The following is a 20,072-nucleotide window of genomic DNA, read 5'->3' on the forward strand; positions in this document are numbered from 1 at the left end:
CGCCACCGTATTCCCGGGTAAACCCGCATTTCTTGATCAGAGCAACGACAGCGGATAGTTGAAGATCAACCGGTTCTCATCGAACTCGTTATTGCTGTAATCCCGGCGAATCGACGAGTTACGCCATTTCACGCTCAAATCCTTGAACGCCCCGCTCTGGATCACATACGCAAGCTCCGTTTCACGCACCCACTCCTTGCCATCGGTCACGCCCCCGCTGTGCACATCGCGCCCGCTGATGTAGCGGTTCATCAGGGTCAACCCCGGTACCCCGACGGTGACGAAGTTGAAGTCATGGCGCACCTGCCACGAACGCTCGTTGGCATTGTCGAAGCTGGAGTTGTAACTGTCGTTGGCCAAGGTCCCGCCACTGGTGCCGTTCACCCGCATCCAGGTATCACCATCGACTTTCTGCAGCCCCACCCAGAAGGTGCTGCCGCCGTACTTGGCCGAGAACATCCCCGAGTAGGTCTTGTTATCCAGTTCACCAGCGCGCCTGGAGCCGTCGTCATCGCCATGGAAGTAGCCGAGGTTCGCACCCAGGGTCCAGTCACCCACCGGCTGGCTGTGGCTCAGTTGCAGGTATTGCTGCTGGTACACGTCCTTCAGCACCGCATTCCAAAGCCCCACCAGCGTGCGGTCCTGGTTGAACTTGTACTCGCCGCCGACGAAGTTGAAACGGTCCGACACGCCGCCGCCGTAGCTCATGTCTTCCATGCTCGCGTCGTTACGCGGGCTGTTGCCGCGGAACTGGCCGCCGTACAGGGTCAGCCCTGCGATTTCGTTGGAGGTAACCTGCCCGCCACGGAATGTTTGCGGCAACGAACGCCCGTCGTCCGAACGCAGAATCGGCAGCACCGGCATCCATTCACCGATCTTCAGTTCGGTCTTGGAAATACGCGCCTTGCCCGCCACCGCCAGGCGCCCGTAATCGTCGGCTGGCCGGCCATCGCCATGGCGAGGCAGCAACGCCGTGCCATAGGTACCGCCACCGCCGTCGAGCTTGACCGACCACAGCCCCAACACGTCCACGCCGAAGCCGATTGGCCCTTCTGTGAACCCCGAGCGGGCGTCGAGGATGAAGCTTTGCGTCCACTCCTCGGCCTTGCTTTGCGGGTTGCTGGGGTTGGTGAAGTTGCGGTTGATGTAGAAGTTGCGCAGCCCGAGGGTGGCCTTGCTGTCCTCGACAAATCCCGCAGCCAGGCTGGTGCCCGGCAGGCCGGCGATAACCCCGGCGCCAAGCAGGGCGAAGGGTAGGGTGTGGCAGATTTTCATTATTGTTGTGCTCCCTAAGGGTGTGGCAGCCCGTCCGCCGGGCACGCGCAAGCGGCCTGCGGCAGGGGCGGGTAGATAACGGGCCGGTCAGGGCCAGGGGTGAATGCGCGGTAACCGGGCGCTACGTACTGGCTGGTGTACGCGAGCTGGCCGGGGGAAGAGGGGTGTGCAACAGGTGCGGGTGCAGCGGGATGGGTGTCGACATGGGTTCGTCCACGGATTGTTGTTTTTGTTATGTGTTGTCGTACAACTATGGGCGATTATTAGCAAGGGGAAGGTGGGCTGTCAACGGCTGATAGTTGAGTAATAAGGATCCAAGGACGCGAAATCCGGGCTGCAGAAGCTCTACCGTGGACTCTGTACAGACATACTACGACTGGGGCTCTCGCGCCGTACGCGATCCTCTGTGCGGGCATGCCCCCATTGCCTGCCTCGCACCTCAAACCGGGGACATGGTTTACAAATCAAATCGAATCAGCAGTGGTCCCATCCGCGAGCATGCGCTATCTTCAGATCTGGCCTCGCCCTCGACCACTCAGACTGGCATGTCCAGTCCCGGCATCCTCGTTGGTGCCGTACCCCTCCTGTCGGCGTGGGCGAGGCCTCTTCCTTTTCCGCAACGCTTCCCGGCTAAGATCGAGCGCTCCCTGGCGCCACGGCCGCCAGCTATCTTGGCAAATCTCCCGTGCTACGCGATTCCCTGGGTGGCCTTGTGCCGCGAAAGGGCCGCACAGCGGCCCCGGCAAACAATCCATCATTGCAGAATCACCAAGATCAGTGCGCTGTAATGACAGTCGTCTTTACATGAGGGCCAAGCCATGGCTTCCATCAACATCCGCGTCGACGATGATCTCAAAGCCCGCGCCTACAAAGAGCTCGAGCGCCTCGGTGTAACCCCCTCCGAGCTCATGCGGCAGGCTCTGCAATATGTCGCTGAGCGGGGCAAGCTACCCTTCAGGCCAGTCCTTATGACCGAGGAAGATGAAGACCTCATTGCGACCGTACAAGAGCGTCTTGGTTCTCCGCAGCGCGTGAGGGTCCAGCTGGATGACCTATAGCCTCGACTTCGATGCCCGCGCATTGAAGGAGTGGAAGAAGCTGGGCGATACCGTGCGTCAGCAGTTCAAGAAGAAACTGGCAGAGGTCCTGCTGAAATCTCGAATCGAGGCAAACCGCCTTCACTCGCTGCCAGATTGCTACAAAATAAAGCTTCGCAGCAGTGGGTACAGGCTGGTCTATCAGGTCATTGACCAAGAGATCGTGGTTCTTGTCGTCGCTGTCGATCGTCGTGAGCGGGACCAAGCTCACAAAAAGGCTGCTGAGCGACTTGAGTGGGCCTATAGGGTTTGGCAGCCCCAGGCCAAAATCTCAAGGTAAAACACCGCCTCAAAGCTAGAGCTGTGCTTCGGTGGGAGCGGGCGTGCCCGCGAAGAATCCGACTCGGTGAATGGCACCGGCTTCGCCGGTGTTCGCGACGGTTCAACGCCTCGATGAACCCACACAGGTCCCCCATCAGCCCAGAGGGCTCATTGCCAAGTCAGGCAGACCAGCTTGCTAGGTAACGCCGGCAAACTGCGATCTCTGTAGGAGCGGGTTTGAACCCGCGAAGAGGCCAGCACAGGCAACACAATGCCCGCTAAACCCCATGCATCCGCAGCGCCCGCTGCGCACACTCCCGCCAACTCAACTTGCGCTTCTCCACCGGCCCCTGCAGCTCCACTTCCCCAGCCAGCACCACCGGCATATCCCGCATCTTCACCCAAGGCTCACTCTGCCAATACAACAACGTAGCGCTGCGTCCACCAGGCCAGCACATCCGCCCCAGCCTCGGCGCATCGTCCGCCCCATCTGCCTGAATATCACGCAGTACCGCTACCACTTCATGTGTCAGCCACCGGCGCAAATGGCGGTTCTCCGGCACATGATGATGAGCTAACAAGGTATAGGCCCCGGACTCGCTGACCATGGTGGTCTCCTGGTACTTGCCATAGCGCAGCAGTTACACCGTGCGGTACTGATCCGGGTCGAGCTTGCGCATGCAGTGTTCGTCGAAGAAATGACCGCTCAGCCGGCCGAGTTCGTGGGCGCAGAACCAGGCTTGGGATTCGAGCCAGAGGGTGTGGAGAGGACATGGTTTACAAATTCAATCCAATCGCCTGTGGACCGGCCGCAACCCTGCGCTATTTTCAGATCTGGCCTCGCCCTCGACCACGTAGACTGGCATGTCCAGTCCCGGCACCTCGTTGTGCCGTACCCCTCTTGTCGGCGTGGGCGGGGCCTCTTTTTTTGCGGAGCGACTGACCGGATGAGATCGAGCGCTCCCTAGCTCCAGCAGTTCATGCAAGAAAGCAGAAGCTGTGCCGTCGCACTCCTCTTGCCTTCAGCCAGTTCATCAAGATTCCCAAACCCGGCTCAGGTAGGCGTTGATGAACCAATCTGGCATGTCGTCCTGATGAAACTCCAGCGTGGCGCCATCAGTAATCTCTGCAAGAAAGACAGACTCATCTCCGGAGTTATCGAAAATATAAGCCCGATTTGCTGCGGAAATGGCCTCTGGAAGCAGTGAGAGTGTTCGAGCATAGCGCTGGGTAATTTTGTCTCTCGGGACGTCATGCCCGCCATCATCGACCCGGTTTGCTACCCGAAGAATATTGATCTGCGGTGAATCGGTGGCTACGAAATACAGGTAGGTCCGGTAGCCCATCTGCTGAGCCGTTTCCATGAATCGAACCTTCTCCGAAGAGGACATCACTGTCTCGAACGTGAAGCTGATTCTGCGTTCGAGCAATTGATGGCGGATGAGGTCTGCAATGACTGCAGCGTGGTAGGAATTTACATCCACGCCTCGGAATTCGATTTTTTGGCCTACGAGTGTTAGCCGGCCTGCGCTCTCCTGCAGTCCTGCCCTTATGATCAATGGATGCTGGGTGAGATAGGTCCGTAATGCCTGCTCGGTGAGCTCAAGGCCATAATCACTCAGGTCGATGAACCCTGTCGTTTTGGCAGACTTTTCAAGTTCATCAGCATTGACGTAAAGGTTGACCAGCCGATCTGGAATCTGGTCCTTGATGGTGCTTTTGCGAGACCCATTAGGGCGGGCAAAAACGCGAAGCTTAGGCGCGCCCACTAAGCTTGCGCACGGTGAAGCGCTGTCCGGTCTTCACCTTCAGGCTCGGTTTGGTTTCTGCAAGCACTTCAACATGGCCATCAGCGTGGGTTGCGATGATGTGGTTGTTGTCGACGGTGACAACCGTATGCCCCGCTGCAACAGCCCGGAAATACGCAAGGCGTGTAGCAGCTGCAGCCATCTCTGGGATCTGGTTCTCCAGATTCTCGATAGCCTCGTCGCTAAGCTGGTTCTCGCGCAAGATTGCCATAGCTTTTCCTGATTCGATCACACGCGTAGATTGATTGCTAATCAGTGTAATAGCCCTGGCAGATAACCAGAAGGCCGCGAGTGTGGTTTTTGCGGGCAGTGTTGAATCAAAATCCTACAAAAGCAGCAGAGCCTGCCCAAAAAGGGCCGCAAAACGGCCCCAATTGGCTCACTGACTTGCAGTAGACTGATCCCGCTCCCACTGGTTCTGCAATAGCCGGAACCGCGTATTAGCAGAGCACGCAAACGCTGTTTAGGCTAACGGAATCAGTCCAGGCATCCGAGTTCGGTGTGGGAGCGGGTTCACCCGCGAAAGGGTCAGAACAGACAAAAATCGCCCGCTAAACCCCATGCATCCGCAGCGCCCGCTGCGCACACTCGCGCCAACTCAATTTGCGCTTCTCCACCGGCCCCGGCAGCTCAACTTCCCCAGCCAGCACCACCGGCATATCCCGCATCCTCACCCAAGGCTCACTCTGCCAATAAAGCAACGTCGCACTCCGCCCACCAGGCCAGCACATCTGCCCCAGCCGGGGCGCATCGCCTGCCCCGTCAGCCTGAGCATCACGCAGCACCGCCACCACCTCATGCGTCAGCCACCAGCGCAAATGGCGGTTCTCTGGCACATGGTGATGCGCCAACAAGGTATAGGCCCCGGACTCACTGACCATGGTGGTCTCCTGGTATTTGCCATAGCGCACTAGCGGCACAGTGCGGTACTGGTCCGGGTCGAGCTTGCGCATGCAGTGTTCGTCGAAGAAGTGACCGCTCAGTCTGCCGAGTTCGTGGGCGCAGAACCAGGCTTGGGATTCGAGCCAGAGGGTGTGGAGAGGGCGGTTGTGGCGGATGAAGAGAGAGGGTTTTTGAAGGTCAGTCATGGCTGGCCTCCGTGGTCCTTTGAGCATGGCACAGGCGAGACGCATGTGCGAAAAGCCTGTAACTATCGGATTTGACGGGCATTTCCATTACCTCTACGTGATTACAGCTTTCTTAGGGCTGGGTGTCGGGAGCTAAGAAATCCCACGTAGCGGACCGGACGTATTCCCCTTGCGGGTCTTGTATTAGTCCGCTCCCGACATAACACGTTTTCTGCGCGCAGGATTAAACCACAGGCAAAAAAAAGCCGCATCTGTCGGGGCGGATTGACCGCTACGTGAGGCGTTTCTTAGGCGCCGATAAAAAAGGTAATTCCATCAGGCGAAGCCGTCAAACAAAAAAGCTGTAGTCCATGTCTGAAATTGTCTCATCGATACCTATTTTTCGGTTTGGTTTTGATCGCTTCGATAGCAGTGGATAAGCTTAGGACTCAGTTTCTAAATTTGAACTGGATGAGCGCTCAATCAACGTCCCTGATTTTCCATAGGTGACAAATTCAAAGTTTGCGGTTCCAATCGCCTTGATTTCTGTTTTTGCTCGCTTGTCAAGATCTTGCTTGACTAGGGAGTTTACTTTTTCAATCTCGGCTTCAGTCTCGTCTATCGTTTTTCTTAAGGCTTCAAAAGCACTGCCTAAAACAGGAATTTTCCCCAGTTCTACCCATAGATAGTTGTTCAAGAAACTGGTTAAGAACGCCCAGGCACCGTTGACTGAAAAGTAGGAGCCGCTGCTGCATTTCTTAATTGTAGATATGACCTTTGCGAGAGCCTCAATCATACTGAGGCTGTCAACATCCCCGCTATCCTTTATGCTTTCCAGTATTTTTACTATTTCTGAGAATAGCTCGGGCAGTCTGCTTTATTTTCTGTAAAGTTCGAAGACACCGTCGAAGTCTATAGCTGAGCTTTTGTTGTCGTTAATGTTCCAAGTGTGTTCATTGAGAGAAGGAAGTTTCGGGATTAAGCTTTGTAGTAGTACAGAGCTTCTCCAATTCGGTCCTAACTGGCCACTGATATAGTGTATTATGCTATGTAACCAGTTTGGTACATCAGTAGAGGGAATTACGAGCTTCAGGTTTTCGGCCGCGGAAAGTGCTTCTTGAGCGGCTTTCTTTTTGGTGCCTAAATCCTCGCTTGCCAATGCTTTAAGGAGGTGGGCTACCTTGCTTTTAAGTTCATTGTGCCTTTCATTGAGTAGCTTTAAAAATAGATCGATCATGCTGTTCGACAATTTTGGCCTCGATTTATTTTCTCAACAAAAAAGGCTGCCTTTCGGCAGCCCTTTGGAGATCAGTCCCAGCTCAACGCCCCACCCGTCTGATACTCAATCACCCGCGTCTCAAAGAAGTTCTTCTCCTTCTTCAAGTCCATGATCTCGCTCATCCAAGGGAACGGGTTGGTAGTCCCCGGATATTCTTCTTTCAGACCAATCTGGGTCAGACGACGGTTGGCGATGAACTTGAGGTAGTCCTCCATCATCGCCGCGTTCATACCCAGTACACCGCGTGGCATGGTGTCTCGGGCGTATTCGATCTCCAGCTGGGTCCCTTGCAGGATCATCTGGGTCGCTTCTTCCTTCATCGCCGCATCCCACAGGTGCGGGTTCTCGATCTTGATCTGGTTGATCACGTCGATACCGAAGTTCAGGTGCATCGACTCGTCACGCAGGATGTACTGGAACTGCTCGGCAACGCCAGTCATCTTGTTGCGGCGGCCCATGGACAGGATCTGGGTGAAGCCGCAGTAGAAGAAGATGCCTTCCAGAACGCAGTAGTAGGCGATCAGGTTGCGCAGCAGCTCTTTGTCGGTTTCGACGGTGCCGGTGTTGAATTCCGGGTCGGAGATGGCGCGGGTGTACTTCAGGCCCCAGGCGGCTTTTTTAGCGACCGACGGGATCTCGTGGTACATGTTGAAGATCTCGCCTTCATCCATGCCCAGCGACTCGATGCAGTACTGGTAGGCGTGGGTGTGGATCGCCTCTTCGAAGGCCTGGCGCAGTATGTACTGGCGGCACTCCGGGTTGGTGATCAGGCGGTACACGGCCAGGGCCAGGTTGTTGGCAACCAGCGAGTCGGCAGTGGAGAAGAAGCCGAGGTTGCGCATGACGATGCGGCGCTCGTCTTCGGTCAGGCCGTCCTGGCTCTTCCACAGGGCGATGTCGGCGGTCATGTTGACCTCTTGCGGCATCCAGTGGTTGGCGCAGCCGTCCAGGTACTTCTGCCAGGCCCAGTCGTACTTGAACGGTACCAGCTGGTTGAGGTCGGCGCGGCAGTTGATCATGCGCTTTTCATCGACTGCAACGCGGGCCGAGGAGCCTTCCAGCTCGGCCAGGCCTTCGGCAACGTCGAGGGCGTCGAGGGCAGCCTTGGCACGTTTGACGGCATCGGAGTCAGAAGCGGTGGCCGCACGGGCCTCCAGGGCGGCGGCACCACCGGCGCTGTCGAGCTTGTCGAGGGTGGCGGCGGCAGCGGCCTGCGCAGGGGTGTTGCCTTTGGCGGCTACTTCGCCGTCTTCTTTGTCGAATTCGTCCCAGCTCAGCATGGTTTGGCTCCTGCTTGAGGGTCGCCCTGGGGCAACCGGTTGGATTTTAAGAATGTGATGCCTGACGCAAGGCCGTAACGGCGAATGGACAGCTCGAGAGGCTGACTCTCGTTTACATCTGAATGTGTTCTGGCTTGTGCCTGGCCAGGCCTCTGGGAGGGGCCAGGACAATTGAATAGGTGCTCTTTTCAGAGGGCGCAAAGTATACCGGAATTCACCTTCGATCGGGGCGCGTGTCTTGCCGGCGAGGGTAACTTTTTTGACCGGTTTGGCGTGCGTCCGTTCACGAAGCGGGTGGCTTCTTCTACGGGGGGAGAGTGTAGCGCCAACCTATATGTTGTGCCAGTTTAAATTTTAAGGCACATCATATGGTGTTTCTGAGGGCTGTATTGGCGGAATCGGCCTCACCGCGGGCTTGCCGGAGATGAGGCCAGCTACCACTAGCTACGGTGGGTGTACAGCGTTTCGACAATGTGTGTCTTGGGGTGCTTGCGTGCCTGTTCCACCGAGGTGAAACGGCCGGTTTCGGCGTTGCGACCAATCTTGCGAGATGCCAGTTTTTTCCGCGCCATGGGCTTACATCCTTTTTTGAGAGGTCCTGTTCTTTTACCGAGCTGCGTGAACAGTGGGCAAAGGGCAAGGTTTCTCTGAGACGCGGATACAAAAATGCCGCGCGGGGCACCCGTAGGCACCCCGCACGGCATTCAGGCCTTACTGGCAGGCTTCGCAGTCAGGCTCGTCGATCGCGCAGGCCTTCGGCACTGGCGCTGGGCCGGCTGCCTGGACCGGGGCGCTGTCGCCACCGCTGGAAACGGCGTTGAGCTTGCCGGTGTTGATGGTCGACTTCTCGGTGCTGGTGGCGGCCAGGGCACGGAGGTAGTAGGTGGTTTTCAGGCCACGGTACCAGGCCATGCGGTAGGTCACGTCCAGCTTCTTGCCCGAGGCGCCGGCAATGTACAGGTTCAGCGACTGCGCCTGGTCGATCCACTTCTGGCGACGGGAAGCCGCGTCGACAATCCACTTGGTCTCGACTTCGAACGCAGTGGCGTACAGGTCTTTCAGCTCTTGCGGGATACGCTCGATCTGCTGTACCGAACCGTCGTAGTACTTCAGGTCGTTGATCATGACCGAGTCCCACAGGTCGCGGGCCTTGAGGTCGCGAACCAGGTACGGGTTGATCACGGTGAATTCGCCCGACAGGTTCGACTTCACGTAAAGGTTCTGGTAGGTAGGCTCGATCGACTGCGACACGCCGGTGATGTTGGCGATGGTCGCGGTTGGCGCGATGGCCATGATGTTCGAGTTACGAATACCTTTCTGTACGCGGGCACGTACCGGCGCCCAGTCCAGGGTTTCTTCCAGGTTGACGTCGATGTACTTCTGGCCACGGGCCTCGATCAGGATCTGTTGCGAATCCAGCGGCAGGATGCCCTTGGACCACAGCGAACCCTGGAAGGTCTCGTAGGCGCCGCGTTCATCGGCCAGGTCGCAAGAAGCCTGGATGGCGTAGTAGCTGACCGCTTCCATCGACTTGTCGGCAAACTCGACGGCAGCATCGGAGCCGTAAGGAATGTGCTGCAGGTACAGCGCATCCTGGAAACCCATGATGCCCAGGCCGACCGGACGGTGCTTGAAGTTCGAGTTACGCGCTTGCGGCACCGAGTAGTAGTTGATGTCGATCACGTTGTCGAGCATGCGCACAGCGGTGTTCACGGTGCGTTGCAGCTTGGTGGTGTCCAGCTTGCCATCGACGATGTGGTTCGGCAGGTTGATCGAGCCCAGGTTGCAGACTGCGATCTCGTCCTTGTTGGTGTTCAGGGTGATCTCGGTGCACAGGTTCGAGCTGTGGACCACGCCCACGTGCTGCTGCGGCGAACGCAGGTTGCACGGGTCCTTGAAGGTCAGCCATGGGTGGCCGGTCTCGAACAGCATCGACAGCATCTTGCGCCACAGGTCTTTGGCCTGGATGGTCTTGAACACCTTGATCTTGTTGTACTCGGTCAGGGCTTCGTAGTACTCGTAGCGCTCTTCGAAGGCCTTGCCGGTCAGGTCGTGCAGGTCTGGCACTTCCGAAGGCGAGAACAGGGTCCACTTGCCGTCATCGAAGACACGCTTCATGAACAGGTCAGGAATCCAGTTGGCGGTGTTCATGTCGTGGGTACGACGGCGGTCATCACCGGTGTTCTTGCGCAGCTCGATGAACTCTTCGATGTCCAGGTGCCAGGTTTCCAGGTAGGCACATACAGCGCCTTTGCGCTTGCCACCCTGGTTCACGGCAACGGCGGTGTCGTTGACCACTTTCAGGAACGGTACGACGCCCTGCGACTTGCCGTTGGTGCCCTTGATGTACGAGCCCAGTGCGCGCACAGGGGTCCAGTCGTTGCCCAGGCCACCGGCGAATTTCGACAGCATGGCGTTGTCGTGGATCGCGTGGTAGATGCCCGACAGGTCGTCCGGCACGGTGGTCAGGTAGCAGCTGGACAGCTGCGGGCGCAGGGTGCCGGCGTTGAACAGGGTCGGGGTCGAGGCCATGTAGTCGAACGACGACAACAGGTTGTAGAACTCGATCGCACGGGCTTCCTTGTCTTTTTCTTCCAGCGCAAGGCCCATGGCCACACGCATGAAGAACACCTGCGGCAGCTCGAAGCGCACGCCATCCTTGTGGATGAAGTAGCGGTCGTACAGGGTCTGCAGGCCCAGGTAGGTGAACTGCTGGTCGCGCTCGTGGTTGATCGCCTTGCCCAGTTTTTCCAGGTCGAAGTCGGCCAGGGCCGGGTTCAGCAGCTCGAACTCGATACCTTTGGCGACGTAGGCCGGCAGGGCCTTGGCGTAAAGGTCAGCCATCTCGTGGTGGGTGGCGCTGTCGGCTACATTCAGGAAGCCCAGGCCTTCGGCGCGCAGGGTGTCCATCAGCAGGCGGGCGGTAACGAACGAGTAGTTCGGCTCGCGCTCCACTAGGGTACGGGCGGTCATCACCAGGGCGGTGTTGACGTCCTTGATGGCCACGCCGTCGTACAGGTTCTTCAGGGTTTCGCGCTGGATCAGGTCGCCATCGACTTCGGCCAGGCCTTCGCAGGCTTCGCTGATGATGGTGTTCAGGCGGGCCATGTCGAGCGGCGCCAGGCTGCCGTCAGCCAGGGTGATGCGGATGCTCGGGTGCGGCTCGACCACGGCGTCGGTGTTGGCGCGGGTGGCACGCTCCTTGGCGCGCTGGTCACGGTAGATCACGTAGTCGCGGGCGACTTTCTGCTCGCCGGCGCGCATCAGGGCCAGTTCGACCTGGTCCTGGATTTCTTCGATGTGGATGGTGCCACCCGATGGCATGCGACGCTTGAACGTGGCGGTAACCTGCTCGGTCAGGCGCGCGACGGTGTCGTGGATGCGCGACGAAGCGGCGGCGGTACCGCCTTCAACTGCGAGGAACGCCTTGGTGATGGCGACGGTGATCTTGTCGTCGGTGTAAGGGACGACAGTGCCGTTACGCTTGATCACGCGCAGTTGGCCGGGGGCGGTGGCAGCCAGATCCTGGTTGGAATCGGCGGCCTGCGGCACCTGGGCCTGCGGGTTCTCGCGAGTTGTGTCGGTTTGCATGGGTGGGTGTCTCCACAGTTTCTATATTGTTCAGGCGCCTTATGGGCGCCCACCGTTCCGTCCACTTGCTCGATAACCTCGCGGGGATGCGCAATGCATGCGCATCCGCCCGCGCGGGCGTACCGACTTCGGGACAGACTCAGGAATAAGGGGCAATGGCTTGCCGCTCCCTGGCCGAAGTCAAAGGTTCTGGGCCGAGCCCAAAATCTGTTGCTGATGGATGCCAGGGCTGGCCTGCAACACCCATGCCCGAACAAGGCCCTGGAAGGGCTTGCCTCGGTCGCCTCCGCAGGAGCGGTTTGGCTGCTGAAATCACCTGAAGTTCCACCCGGAAAATCGCTTGATCTTGCGGGTTGACTTTTGTGTGTGATTTTGCACGAACCCCTATATCTAGTGGTTCGCTGCGATCGGGATACAAGATAATGCGGTATTGGGGGCTTTGCAAGGCGATCGCCTGTGGATAACGTGTGCGTACTTTGTGAGTGAATGGTGGGTATTCGCTGTAGGCCTTGTGCCAAGTGGTTTGCAGTATTTTTCTGCTTCGTGACGCCCTTGGGCAGTTTTTTTCGGGCGCGAACCCTATCACAAAAAACGGTTCAGTCGAGGGGGCGGTAGGGGCATGCCTGAAGATCCTGGTTCCCCCGCGCGCGGTCGCCTGTAGGAGCGGGTTTACCCGCGAGAGGGCCGAGCCTGCTGGCCAATCTCCACCCGCCGTTCACCGTTGCCGCCGCCACCGTATTCGCGGGTAAACCCGCTCCTACGCCTGATCGAGGGTGGACACATGTCGGTGGTTAGGCACAGGCCGCCGTGTAGGAGCGGGTTCACCCGCGAAAGGGCCGGCCCTTCTGGCCAATCTCCACCCGCCGTTCACCGTTGCCGCCGGTACCGTATTCGCGGGTAAACCCGCTCCTACGCCTGATCGAGGGTGGACACATGTCGGTGGTTGGGCACAGGCCGCCGTGTAGGAGCGGGTTCACCCGCGAAAGGGCCGGCCCTGCTGGCCAATTTCCATCCGCCGTTCACCGTTGCCGCCGCCACCGTATTCGCGGGTAAACCCGCTCCTACCACGGTGGTGGGCACACATCGGGGGTTGGACACAGGCCGTTGTAGCGAGCTTCGCTCGCGATGCGCCGTGCGGGCGGCGCTCGATCTCGCAGGCCCCACCCATCTACAGTCATACTCTCAGCTGCCCTGACACGATCCCAAGAACAAACAAGGCCAAAGTCATGGACCAAACCCTACCCCGCATCCTCATTGTCGAAGACGACCAGCGCCTGGCCGAGCTGACCGCCGAGTACCTGCAGGCCAACGGCTTCGAGGTCAGCGTGGAGGGTGATGGTGCCCGCGCCGCCCGGCGCATCATCGACAGCCAGCCCGACCTGGTCATCCTCGACCTGATGCTGCCCGGCGAGGACGGCCTGAGCATCTGCCGCCGGGTGCGCAGCCAGTACCAGGGGCCTATCCTCATGCTCACCGCGCGCAGCGATGAACTCGACCAGGTCCAGGGCCTGGACCTGGGCGCCGATGACTACGTCTGCAAACCCGTGCGCCCACGCTTGCTGCTGGCACGTATCCAGGCCCTGCTGCGCCGCAGCGAAACCGTGGACAGCAAGCGCCAGGACCTGGCCTTCGGTGCGCTACGTATCGACAACCGCCTGCGCGAGGCGCACCTGGGCGAGCAGTTGATCGAGCTGACCGGCGCCGAATTCGACCTGCTCTGGCTGTTGGCCAGCAACGCTGGCCGCGTGCTGACCCGTGAACAGATCTTCACCGCACTGCGTGGCGTGGGCTACGACGGCCAAGACCGCTCCATCGATATCCGCATCTCGAAAATCCGCCCCAAGATCGGCGACGACCCGCTTCAGCCGCGGTTGATCAAGACCCTGCGCAGCAAAGGCTACCTGTTCGTGGGCGAGGCGCCATGAACAATTCGATCTTCCTGCGCATCTACGGCGGCATGCTGGCCGTGCTGGTGCTGGTGGCCCTGCTTGGCGTGCTCAGCCTGCACCTGGTCAACGAAGTGCGCGCTGCCCAGCACCGCGAGGGCCTGGCCCAGGGCACCTTCAGCCTGATGGCCGACAACCTGGCAATGCAGAATGAAACCCAACGCAAGCGTTCGCTGCTGATCTGGGAACGCCTGCTTGGCGTGCCGTTGGCGCTGCAGCCGATGAGCGCACGCAGCCTTGACGGTGGCCAGCGGGCGCGCCTGTACCGTGGCCTGGTGGTGGTCGAGAAGATTGGCCCGCATACGGCGCAAGTGCTACGCAAGGTGGGCCAGGAAGACCTGATGCTGGTCGCGCAGATCAAACAGATCAGCGAGCAGTTGGCGCGGGCCACCCTCTATCTATTGGCCGACGAATTGGTGCGCTACCCGGTAGCCGAACAGCAGCAGCGTCTGGCACAGATCAAGCAGGAAAAAGGCTTCGGCTTTGGCGTTGCCTTGCAACGTATCGAGCGGGTCAGCCTGGACGATGACCAGCGGCGCCGGGTGGAGGAGGGCGACACGGTGATGGCGCTGGGCAAGGATGGTGACTCGATCCGGGTGTTCGCCGGGCTGACGGGCTCGCCATGGGTACTGGAAATCGGCCCGCTGTACCAGCTCAACCCTTACCCGCCGCAGTTGCTGATCCTGATTGCCTTCCTGGGGCTGTGCCTGATCGGCCTGGTGGTCTACCTGCTGGTGCGTCAGCTGGAACGTCGTGTGTCGGGCCTGGAGATTGCTGCCACGCGCATCGCCCAGGGCAGCCTGGATACCCGCGTGCCGGCCGGCGACGCCGACTCGGTAGGGCGCCTGGCGGCTGCCTTCAATGGCATGGCCGAGCACCTGCAGCGCTCGCTGACCATGCAGCGTGAGCTGGTGCGAGCGGTGTCCCACGAGCTGCGCACGCCGGTGGCGCGCCTGCGCTTTGGCCTGGAGATGATCGAAAGCGCCACGACTGAACAGGTGCGGGCTAAGCATCTGGCGGGCATGGACGGGGATATTCAGGACCTCGACAAGCTGGTCGATGAGATGCTGACCTACGCCCGCCTGGAGCAGGGCGCACCGGCCTTGAAGTTCCAGCGGGTCGATCTGGATGCCTTGCTCGATCGGGTGATCGAAGAGCTGGCACCTTTGCGTGCCGAGGTGCGGGTGGTGCGCGGCGACTGCCAGGGCGCGGATGCCGAAGGCGCCTGGGTCGAGGCCGAGCCGCGCTACTTGCACCGGGCCCTGCAGAACCTTGTCGGCAATGCCATGCGCCATGCCGAGAGCGAAGTGCGCCTGAGCTATCAGCTGGGCCAGCAACGTTGCCGCATCGATGTGGAGGATGACGGCCCGGGGATCCCCGAGGGCTTCTGGGACCGCATTTTCACGCCCTTCACCCGCCTCGATGACAGCCGCACCCGTGCCTCGGGCGGGCATGGCCTGGGCCTGTCGATCGTACGGCGGATCATCTACTGGCACGCGGGCCGGGCCACGGTGGGCCGCAGCGAGGCGTTGGGCGGTGCCTGCTTCAGCCTGAACTGGCCAAGGCAGCAGGCACCGCTGTAAAGGTCAGACGCTGACCAGGCTCAGCAGGTGGCCGTCCTGCAGGCAGAACTGGCCTTGCAGCTCTGCGCCTTGCTGCCACTGCGGTGACAGGTCGGTGAGCAGGCGCAAGCGCGCCAGCCCTTCCGCGGACCAGTCGAGCACTTCTGCGTGTTCGAAGTAGAAGCGTTGGCGAGTCAGTGGGTACAGGGTCTTGAACAAGCTTTCCTTCAGCGAGAACGTCAGGGTGACCGTAAGCCCAAGCTGGCGGCGGTCAAGGCGTTCGAGCTCTGCCGGGAGAAGGATTTCACCCATCAGCCGCTCGGCGCGCTCGTCATCCAGCAAGGCTTCCTGATCCAGGCCCAGACCTTGGCAGCTGTTTTCGCCGGCGACCACCGCAGCGGCCCAGCCCTTGCCGTGTGTGATCGAGCCATGAATACCGGCGGGCCAGATGGGCGAGCGGTCTTCGTGGGTGCCGGGCACGTAGTCGCGACCGTCCAGGTGCTGGAGCGCGGCGCGGGCACATACGCGACCGGCCAGGTACTCGGCCTGGCGTTTGGCGACCGAGCGCTGCAGGCTGGCGCTGGGCACGATACCGGCGCGCTGGAAGTCGTCGGTTGCCAGGTGGGCAGGGTCGAAGGCGCAACTGACCAGCACCGCGCCGGGGAGTGGGCGGGGCAGGGGCCAGTGGTGCCGGAGCGGGGCGCAGCAGGCGGGAAGTGTGTTCATGGCGGCTATTGTGCCAGCTGTGCAGGCGCTAAGGGAGGTGGCGTGGCAGGATGACTTACCGCAGCCATGACAACATGGCGCAGATCAAAGCGTGATTGGTGTGGGAGCGGGTTTACCCGCGAAGAATTCACCGCGGTGGATGGCACGGGCTTCGCCCGTGTTCGCGGGCAAGCCCGCTCCCACACAGATCGCGCCAGCTTTTAGAAATTGAGCAAGACAGTTGCTCCTACAACGATTGCACAATCTTTTATTTGAACACCTTCTTGAAGAACGCCTGCATATCCGCCCAGGAACGCTCGTCCGCTGCCTTGTTATAGCCAATGTCCGGCCCACCATGTTCACCATGGCTCAGCCGATCGGCATCGGGGTTGGTGAACCCGTGCTTGGCCCCTTCAATACTGACGAACTGGTAGTTGACCTTGGCCGCATCCATCTCGGCCTTGAACGCCTCTACCTGCTGTGGGGTGACCATGCTGTCCGCCGCACCATGCTCGACCAGGATATCGGCCCGCACTACGCCAGGTTTTGCCGGGGTCTGGGTGGCCAATGCGCCATGGAAGCTCACCACGCCATCGAGCTTTTCTCCCCGGCGTGCGGCATCGAGCACCACCTTGCCGCCAAAACAGTAGCCGACAGCGCCCAGTTGATGCTTGTTCACATTCGGCTGCTTTTTCAACAACTCCAGGCCCGCGTCGAAGCGCGCTGCTGCTGCGGCCGGGTCCTTCATCGCTGCGGCCATGAATGCCTGGGCATCCTGCGGGTGCTCGGTGTGCTTGCCATCGCCGTACATGTCGATGGCCAGTGCCTTGTAGCCCAGGGCCGCGAGATCTCTCGCACGACGCTTGGCATAGTCGTTCAGGCCCCACCATTCATGCACCACAACAATGCCTGGGCGTTTGCCGTCCAGCGCGTCATCGTAGGCGTAGTAGCCGACGAGGCGGTTGCCATCGTCGTCCTGATAAGGAATTTCACGGGTCACTACCGCCGCTTGGGCGAGGGCGGCGCTGCACATCAGGGTCAGGGCCAGCAGGGCTCGCATGTTCACAACTCCTTGTTTTGCTATCGGTTCGTTCAGCCGGGGTTCAGCCAGGGTTCAGTCGCGGTTCAGGGTGCCCTGATTACTCTAGCTTCCAGACCGAAACAGCGCACCCAACTGGAGTACCCAGCCATGAAAACCTTCAATACCCTGCTTGCCGCCATGGCCGTCTGTGCCGCTGGCATCACCACCGCCCAAGCTGCGGACGACAACTTCGCCAGCCTCACCTACGGCCAGACCAGCGACAAAGTCCGCAAGTCCGGCCTGCTGCAACGCAACACCGACCACCTCAACGCCGACGGTATCATCGGCAAGGACGATACCTGGGGTGTGCGTCTGGGCAAGATCAACGACCAGGGCCGTTACTACATGACCTATGACAACGTCTCTGGCGACCACAGTGGCCTGAAGTTGCGCCAGGAAAACCTGCTTGGCAGCTACGACTTGTTCCTGCCGGTGGGCGATACCACCAAGCTGTTCGGTGGTGGCAGCCTGGGTGTGACCAAGCTGACCCAGGACTCGCCAGGCGCCAGCCGGGACACTGACTACGGTTATGCCTACGGCTTGCAGGCCGGTGTGATCCAGGACATCACCGACAAGGCCTCGGTCGAACTGGGCTACCGTTACCTGCGCACCAATGCCGCGACCGAGGTGGGCGCACATGGCGGGCCGAAGGACGGCACCCTGCGTCTGACCAGCAGCGCCCAGACCTACCTGGCGGCTTCATACAAGTTCTGACGGACGAGCCGCGTTATCCTGTACTGGCCTCTTCGCGGGCACGCCCGCTCCCACAGGTGCTGCACAAACCTCAGAACCTGTGCAGTGCCTTTGGTTTCTGCAGGTGCTACACAGCTTTCAGAGACTGTGCGATTACTGTGGGAGCGGGCGTGCCCGCGAAAGGGCCGGTACAGGCAATACACATAAGGAGCTGCACATGAAACTGCTGGTGGTCGAGGACGAAGCCCTGCTTCGCCATCACCTCTACACCCGCTTGGGCGAAAGCGGCCATGTGGTCGAGGCGGTCGCTGATGCCGAAGAGGCGCTGTACCAGGCCGAGCAGTACCATTTCGACCTTGCCATCATCGATCTGGGCCTGCCCGGTATCAGCGGCCTGGAGCTGATCACGCGGCTGCGCAGCCAGGACAAGACCTTCCCCATTCTCATCCTCACAGCCCGTGGCAACTGGCAAGACAAGGTCGAGGGCCTGGCCGCCGGTGCCGACGACTACCTGGTCAAGCCGTTCCAGTTCGAGGAGCTTGAAGCACGGCTCAATGCCCTGTTGCGCCGCTCCAGTGGTTTCACCCAGTCGACCATCGCCGCTGGCCCCTTGGTGCTTGACCTCAACCGCAAGCAGGCCACCCTCGACGAACAAGCCTTGGCCCTGACCGCCTACGAATACCGCATCCTCGAATACCTCATGCGCCATCACCAGCAGGTGGTGGCCAAGGATCGCCTGATGGAGCAGTTGTACCCAGGAGACGAAGAGCGCGACCCCAATGTCATCGAAGTGCTGGTTGGCCGCCTGCGCCGCAAGCTTGAAGGCGAGCGCGGCTTCAAACCCATCGACACGGTGCGCGGCCTGGGCTACCTGTTCACCGAGCGCTGCCGATGATCCGCTCGCTGCGGGTGCGCCTGATGCTGGCCGCCGCAGTGTTGGCGCTGCTGTTCATGCTGGCGCTGCTGCCGGCCTTGCAGAAGGCCTTCAGCCTGGCTCTGCAGGAATCGATCGAGCAGCGTCTGGCCTCGGATGTGACCACGCTGATTTCCGCTGCGCGTATCGAGCATGGCCAGCTGCAGATGCCGACGCTGCTGCCGGACGAGCGCTACAACCTGCCCTACACAGGCCTGCTCGGTTATATCTTTGACCGCGACGGCAAACTGGTCTGGCAGTCGCGTGCCACCGCCGACCGGCACATCAACTACCAGCCGCGCTATGACGGGCGCGGCAACGAGTTCGACCGCATTCACCAGTCCGATGGCGAAGAGTTCTTCGTGTACGACGTCGAGATAAAGCTGCTGGGCGGGCAGAGCGCCGCCTACAGCATTGTCGCTCTGCAGCCCGTGAGCGAGTACAAGGCCACCCTCAATGGCCTGCGCGAAAAGCTCTACCTGGGGTTCGGCGCTGCATTGCTGGCGCTCATGGTGTTGTTGTGGGCAGGCCTGACCTGGGGGCTGCGCTCGTTGCGACGCCTCAGCCACGAACTGGATGAAGTGGAATCCGGTGCACGTGACGGCCTGAGCGGCGAGCACCCACGCGAGTTGCTGCGCCTGACCCGCTCGCTCAACCGTCTGTTGCGCAGTGAGCGTGAGCAGCGCACGCGCTACCGTGATTCGCTGGACGACCTGGCGCACAGCCTGAAGACGCCGCTGGCGGTGTTGCAGGGTGTGGGTGAAAGCTTGCAGCAACGCAGCGGCGAGCGCGAGCAGGCGCGGGTGCTGCAAAGCCAGATCGAGCGCATGAGCCAGCAGATCGACTACCAGCTGCAACGCGCCAGCCTGCGCAAGAGTGGCCTGGTCCGCCACAGCGTATTGCTGCGGCCGATGCTCGACAGCCTGTGCAGCACCTTGGCCAAGGTTTACCGGGAAAAACGTGTGGACGTGGTGCTGGAGTTGCCGGACGCGGCGCAGGTACCGATGGAGCAGGGCGCATTGTTGGAAATGCTCGGCAACCTGCTGGAGAACGCCTACCGGCTGAGCCTGGGCCAAGTGCGGGTGAGCCTGGTGAAGGCGCCGGGGTATCTGACCTTGTGCATCGAAGACGACGGGCCGGGCGTGCCCGTCGACCAGCGTGAACGCATTCTGGAGCGTGGGGAGCGGCTGGACAGCCAGCACCCGGGGCAGGGCATCGGCTTGGCAGTGGTCAAGGATATCGTCGACAGCTATGACGCCGAGCTGAGCCTTGGCGATTCGCCGCTGGGGGGCGCTGCGTTCAGGATCACCTTCCACCTGGATTGATTCGTAGCCTGTACCAGCCCGTTCGCAGGTCAATCCGCGAATGGGCCGGCACAGGCAATCCACAAAGGGCGGATTTCCGCCATTCCTCCTTGTACAAATTCCGCCATCGGGCGGAAATCCGCCAATCCGTCCCGGGAGTATCGCCCTGTCGTTGGGCATTTATCCCCAGCAAATACGGACCTTGCACCC

The 20,072-nt window shown here is 60.3% G+C and carries 18 protein-coding genes; 7 read left to right on the forward strand and 11 right to left on the reverse strand.

The window, feature by feature from the left end:
- Nucleotides 1-36: 36 nt before the first annotated feature.
- Complete coding sequence (locus AC3RCM_RS06330; protein WP_198748087.1) at nucleotides 37-1,275, reverse strand: OprD family porin; 1,239 nt, start codon at nucleotides 1,273-1,275, stop codon at nucleotides 37-39.
- Nucleotides 1,276-2,093: 818 nt separating this feature from the next.
- On the opposite strand from AC3RCM_RS06330, the gene AC3RCM_RS06335 reads away from it, so the two are divergent.
- Nucleotides 2,094-2,333 carry a type II toxin-antitoxin system RelB/DinJ family antitoxin gene (locus AC3RCM_RS06335; protein ID WP_064492302.1) on the forward strand — a complete coding sequence of 80 codons (240 nt, stop codon included), beginning with the start codon at nucleotides 2,094-2,096 and terminating at the stop codon, nucleotides 2,331-2,333.
- Nucleotides 2,323-2,652, forward strand: coding sequence for a type II toxin-antitoxin system RelE family toxin (locus AC3RCM_RS06340; RefSeq protein ID WP_064492301.1), 330 nt, complete (start codon nucleotides 2,323-2,325; stop codon nucleotides 2,650-2,652). The genes AC3RCM_RS06335 and AC3RCM_RS06340 overlap by 11 nt, the downstream gene beginning before the upstream one ends.
- Nucleotides 2,653-2,911: 259 nt before the next feature.
- Here the strand turns inward: AC3RCM_RS06340 and AC3RCM_RS06345 are convergent, their stop codons facing one another.
- The 8 genes from AC3RCM_RS06345 to AC3RCM_RS06380 form a co-directional block, all read right to left on the reverse strand.
- The gene (locus tag AC3RCM_RS06345) at nucleotides 2,912-3,241 is read right to left on the reverse strand and encodes a BRO-N domain-containing protein (RefSeq protein WP_223843555.1); all 330 of its coding nucleotides are present in this window, start codon (nucleotides 3,239-3,241) and stop codon (nucleotides 2,912-2,914) included.
- 426 nt (nucleotides 3,242-3,667) lie between these two features.
- A complete protein-coding gene (locus AC3RCM_RS06350) occupies nucleotides 3,668-4,402 on the reverse strand; it encodes an ATPase (RefSeq protein WP_457251370.1) in 735 nt (244 codons plus the stop codon).
- Nucleotides 4,389-4,652 (reverse strand): hypothetical protein, encoded by a 264-nt coding sequence (locus tag AC3RCM_RS06355; RefSeq protein ID WP_234546500.1) that lies wholly within the window; start codon nucleotides 4,650-4,652, stop codon nucleotides 4,389-4,391. The genes AC3RCM_RS06350 and AC3RCM_RS06355 overlap by 14 nt, the downstream gene beginning before the upstream one ends.
- A gap of 340 nt (nucleotides 4,653-4,992) precedes the next feature.
- Entirely contained in the window at nucleotides 4,993-5,529 is a 537-nt protein-coding gene (locus AC3RCM_RS06360; RefSeq protein ID WP_104886581.1) for a BRO-N domain-containing protein, read from the reverse strand.
- A gap of 421 nt (nucleotides 5,530-5,950) precedes the next feature.
- Nucleotides 5,951-6,304 (reverse strand): hypothetical protein, encoded by a 354-nt coding sequence (locus AC3RCM_RS06365; protein WP_064491737.1) that lies wholly within the window; start codon nucleotides 6,302-6,304, stop codon nucleotides 5,951-5,953.
- Between the two features lie 512 nt (nucleotides 6,305-6,816).
- Complete coding sequence (locus tag AC3RCM_RS06370) at nucleotides 6,817-8,067, reverse strand: ribonucleotide-diphosphate reductase subunit beta (RefSeq protein WP_016488688.1); 1,251 nt, start codon at nucleotides 8,065-8,067, stop codon at nucleotides 6,817-6,819.
- A gap of 440 nt (nucleotides 8,068-8,507) precedes the next feature.
- Nucleotides 8,508-8,639: a hypothetical protein gene (locus tag AC3RCM_RS06375; RefSeq protein ID WP_003254821.1), complete on the reverse strand. Its 132-nt coding sequence runs from the start codon at nucleotides 8,637-8,639 to the stop codon at nucleotides 8,508-8,510.
- Between the two features lie 139 nt (nucleotides 8,640-8,778).
- Nucleotides 8,779-11,658, reverse strand: coding sequence for a ribonucleoside-diphosphate reductase subunit alpha (locus AC3RCM_RS06380; protein WP_100774421.1), 2,880 nt, complete (start codon nucleotides 11,656-11,658; stop codon nucleotides 8,779-8,781).
- Between the two features lie 1,226 nt (nucleotides 11,659-12,884).
- On the opposite strand from AC3RCM_RS06380, the gene AC3RCM_RS06385 reads away from it, so the two are divergent.
- The gene (locus AC3RCM_RS06385) at nucleotides 12,885-13,583 is read left to right on the forward strand and encodes a response regulator (protein ID WP_019438844.1); all 699 of its coding nucleotides are present in this window, start codon (nucleotides 12,885-12,887) and stop codon (nucleotides 13,581-13,583) included.
- A complete protein-coding gene (locus AC3RCM_RS06390; protein ID WP_104886576.1) occupies nucleotides 13,580-15,187 on the forward strand; it encodes an ATP-binding protein in 1,608 nt (535 codons plus the stop codon). Before AC3RCM_RS06385 ends, AC3RCM_RS06390 begins: the two co-directional genes overlap by 4 nt.
- A gap of 3 nt (nucleotides 15,188-15,190) precedes the next feature.
- Here the strand turns inward: AC3RCM_RS06390 and AC3RCM_RS06395 are convergent, their stop codons facing one another.
- Both AC3RCM_RS06395 and AC3RCM_RS06400 read right to left on the reverse strand, forming a co-directional pair.
- Nucleotides 15,191-15,892, reverse strand: coding sequence for a 4'-phosphopantetheinyl transferase family protein (locus AC3RCM_RS06395; RefSeq protein WP_064491549.1), 702 nt, complete (start codon nucleotides 15,890-15,892; stop codon nucleotides 15,191-15,193).
- Nucleotides 15,893-16,139: 247 nt separating this feature from the next.
- A complete protein-coding gene (locus tag AC3RCM_RS06400; RefSeq protein WP_004576834.1) occupies nucleotides 16,140-16,931 on the reverse strand; it encodes a dienelactone hydrolase family protein in 792 nt (263 codons plus the stop codon).
- 129 nt (nucleotides 16,932-17,060) lie between these two features.
- On the opposite strand from AC3RCM_RS06400, the gene AC3RCM_RS06405 reads away from it, so the two are divergent.
- From AC3RCM_RS06405 to AC3RCM_RS06415, 3 genes are all read left to right on the forward strand, one after another.
- Complete coding sequence (locus tag AC3RCM_RS06405) at nucleotides 17,061-17,666, forward strand: outer membrane beta-barrel protein (RefSeq protein ID WP_010952338.1); 606 nt, start codon at nucleotides 17,061-17,063, stop codon at nucleotides 17,664-17,666.
- A 196-nt stretch (nucleotides 17,667-17,862) separates the two neighbouring features.
- Entirely contained in the window at nucleotides 17,863-18,540 is a 678-nt protein-coding gene (locus tag AC3RCM_RS06410; protein WP_010952339.1) for a response regulator, read from the forward strand.
- Entirely contained in the window at nucleotides 18,537-19,883 is a 1,347-nt protein-coding gene (locus tag AC3RCM_RS06415) for an ATP-binding protein (RefSeq protein ID WP_064491548.1), read from the forward strand. The genes AC3RCM_RS06410 and AC3RCM_RS06415 overlap by 4 nt, the downstream gene beginning before the upstream one ends.
- The last annotated feature ends 189 nt before the right edge of the window (nucleotides 19,884-20,072 follow it).

Source organism: Pseudomonas sp. GW823-FHT05G12, from assembly GCF_058795575.1.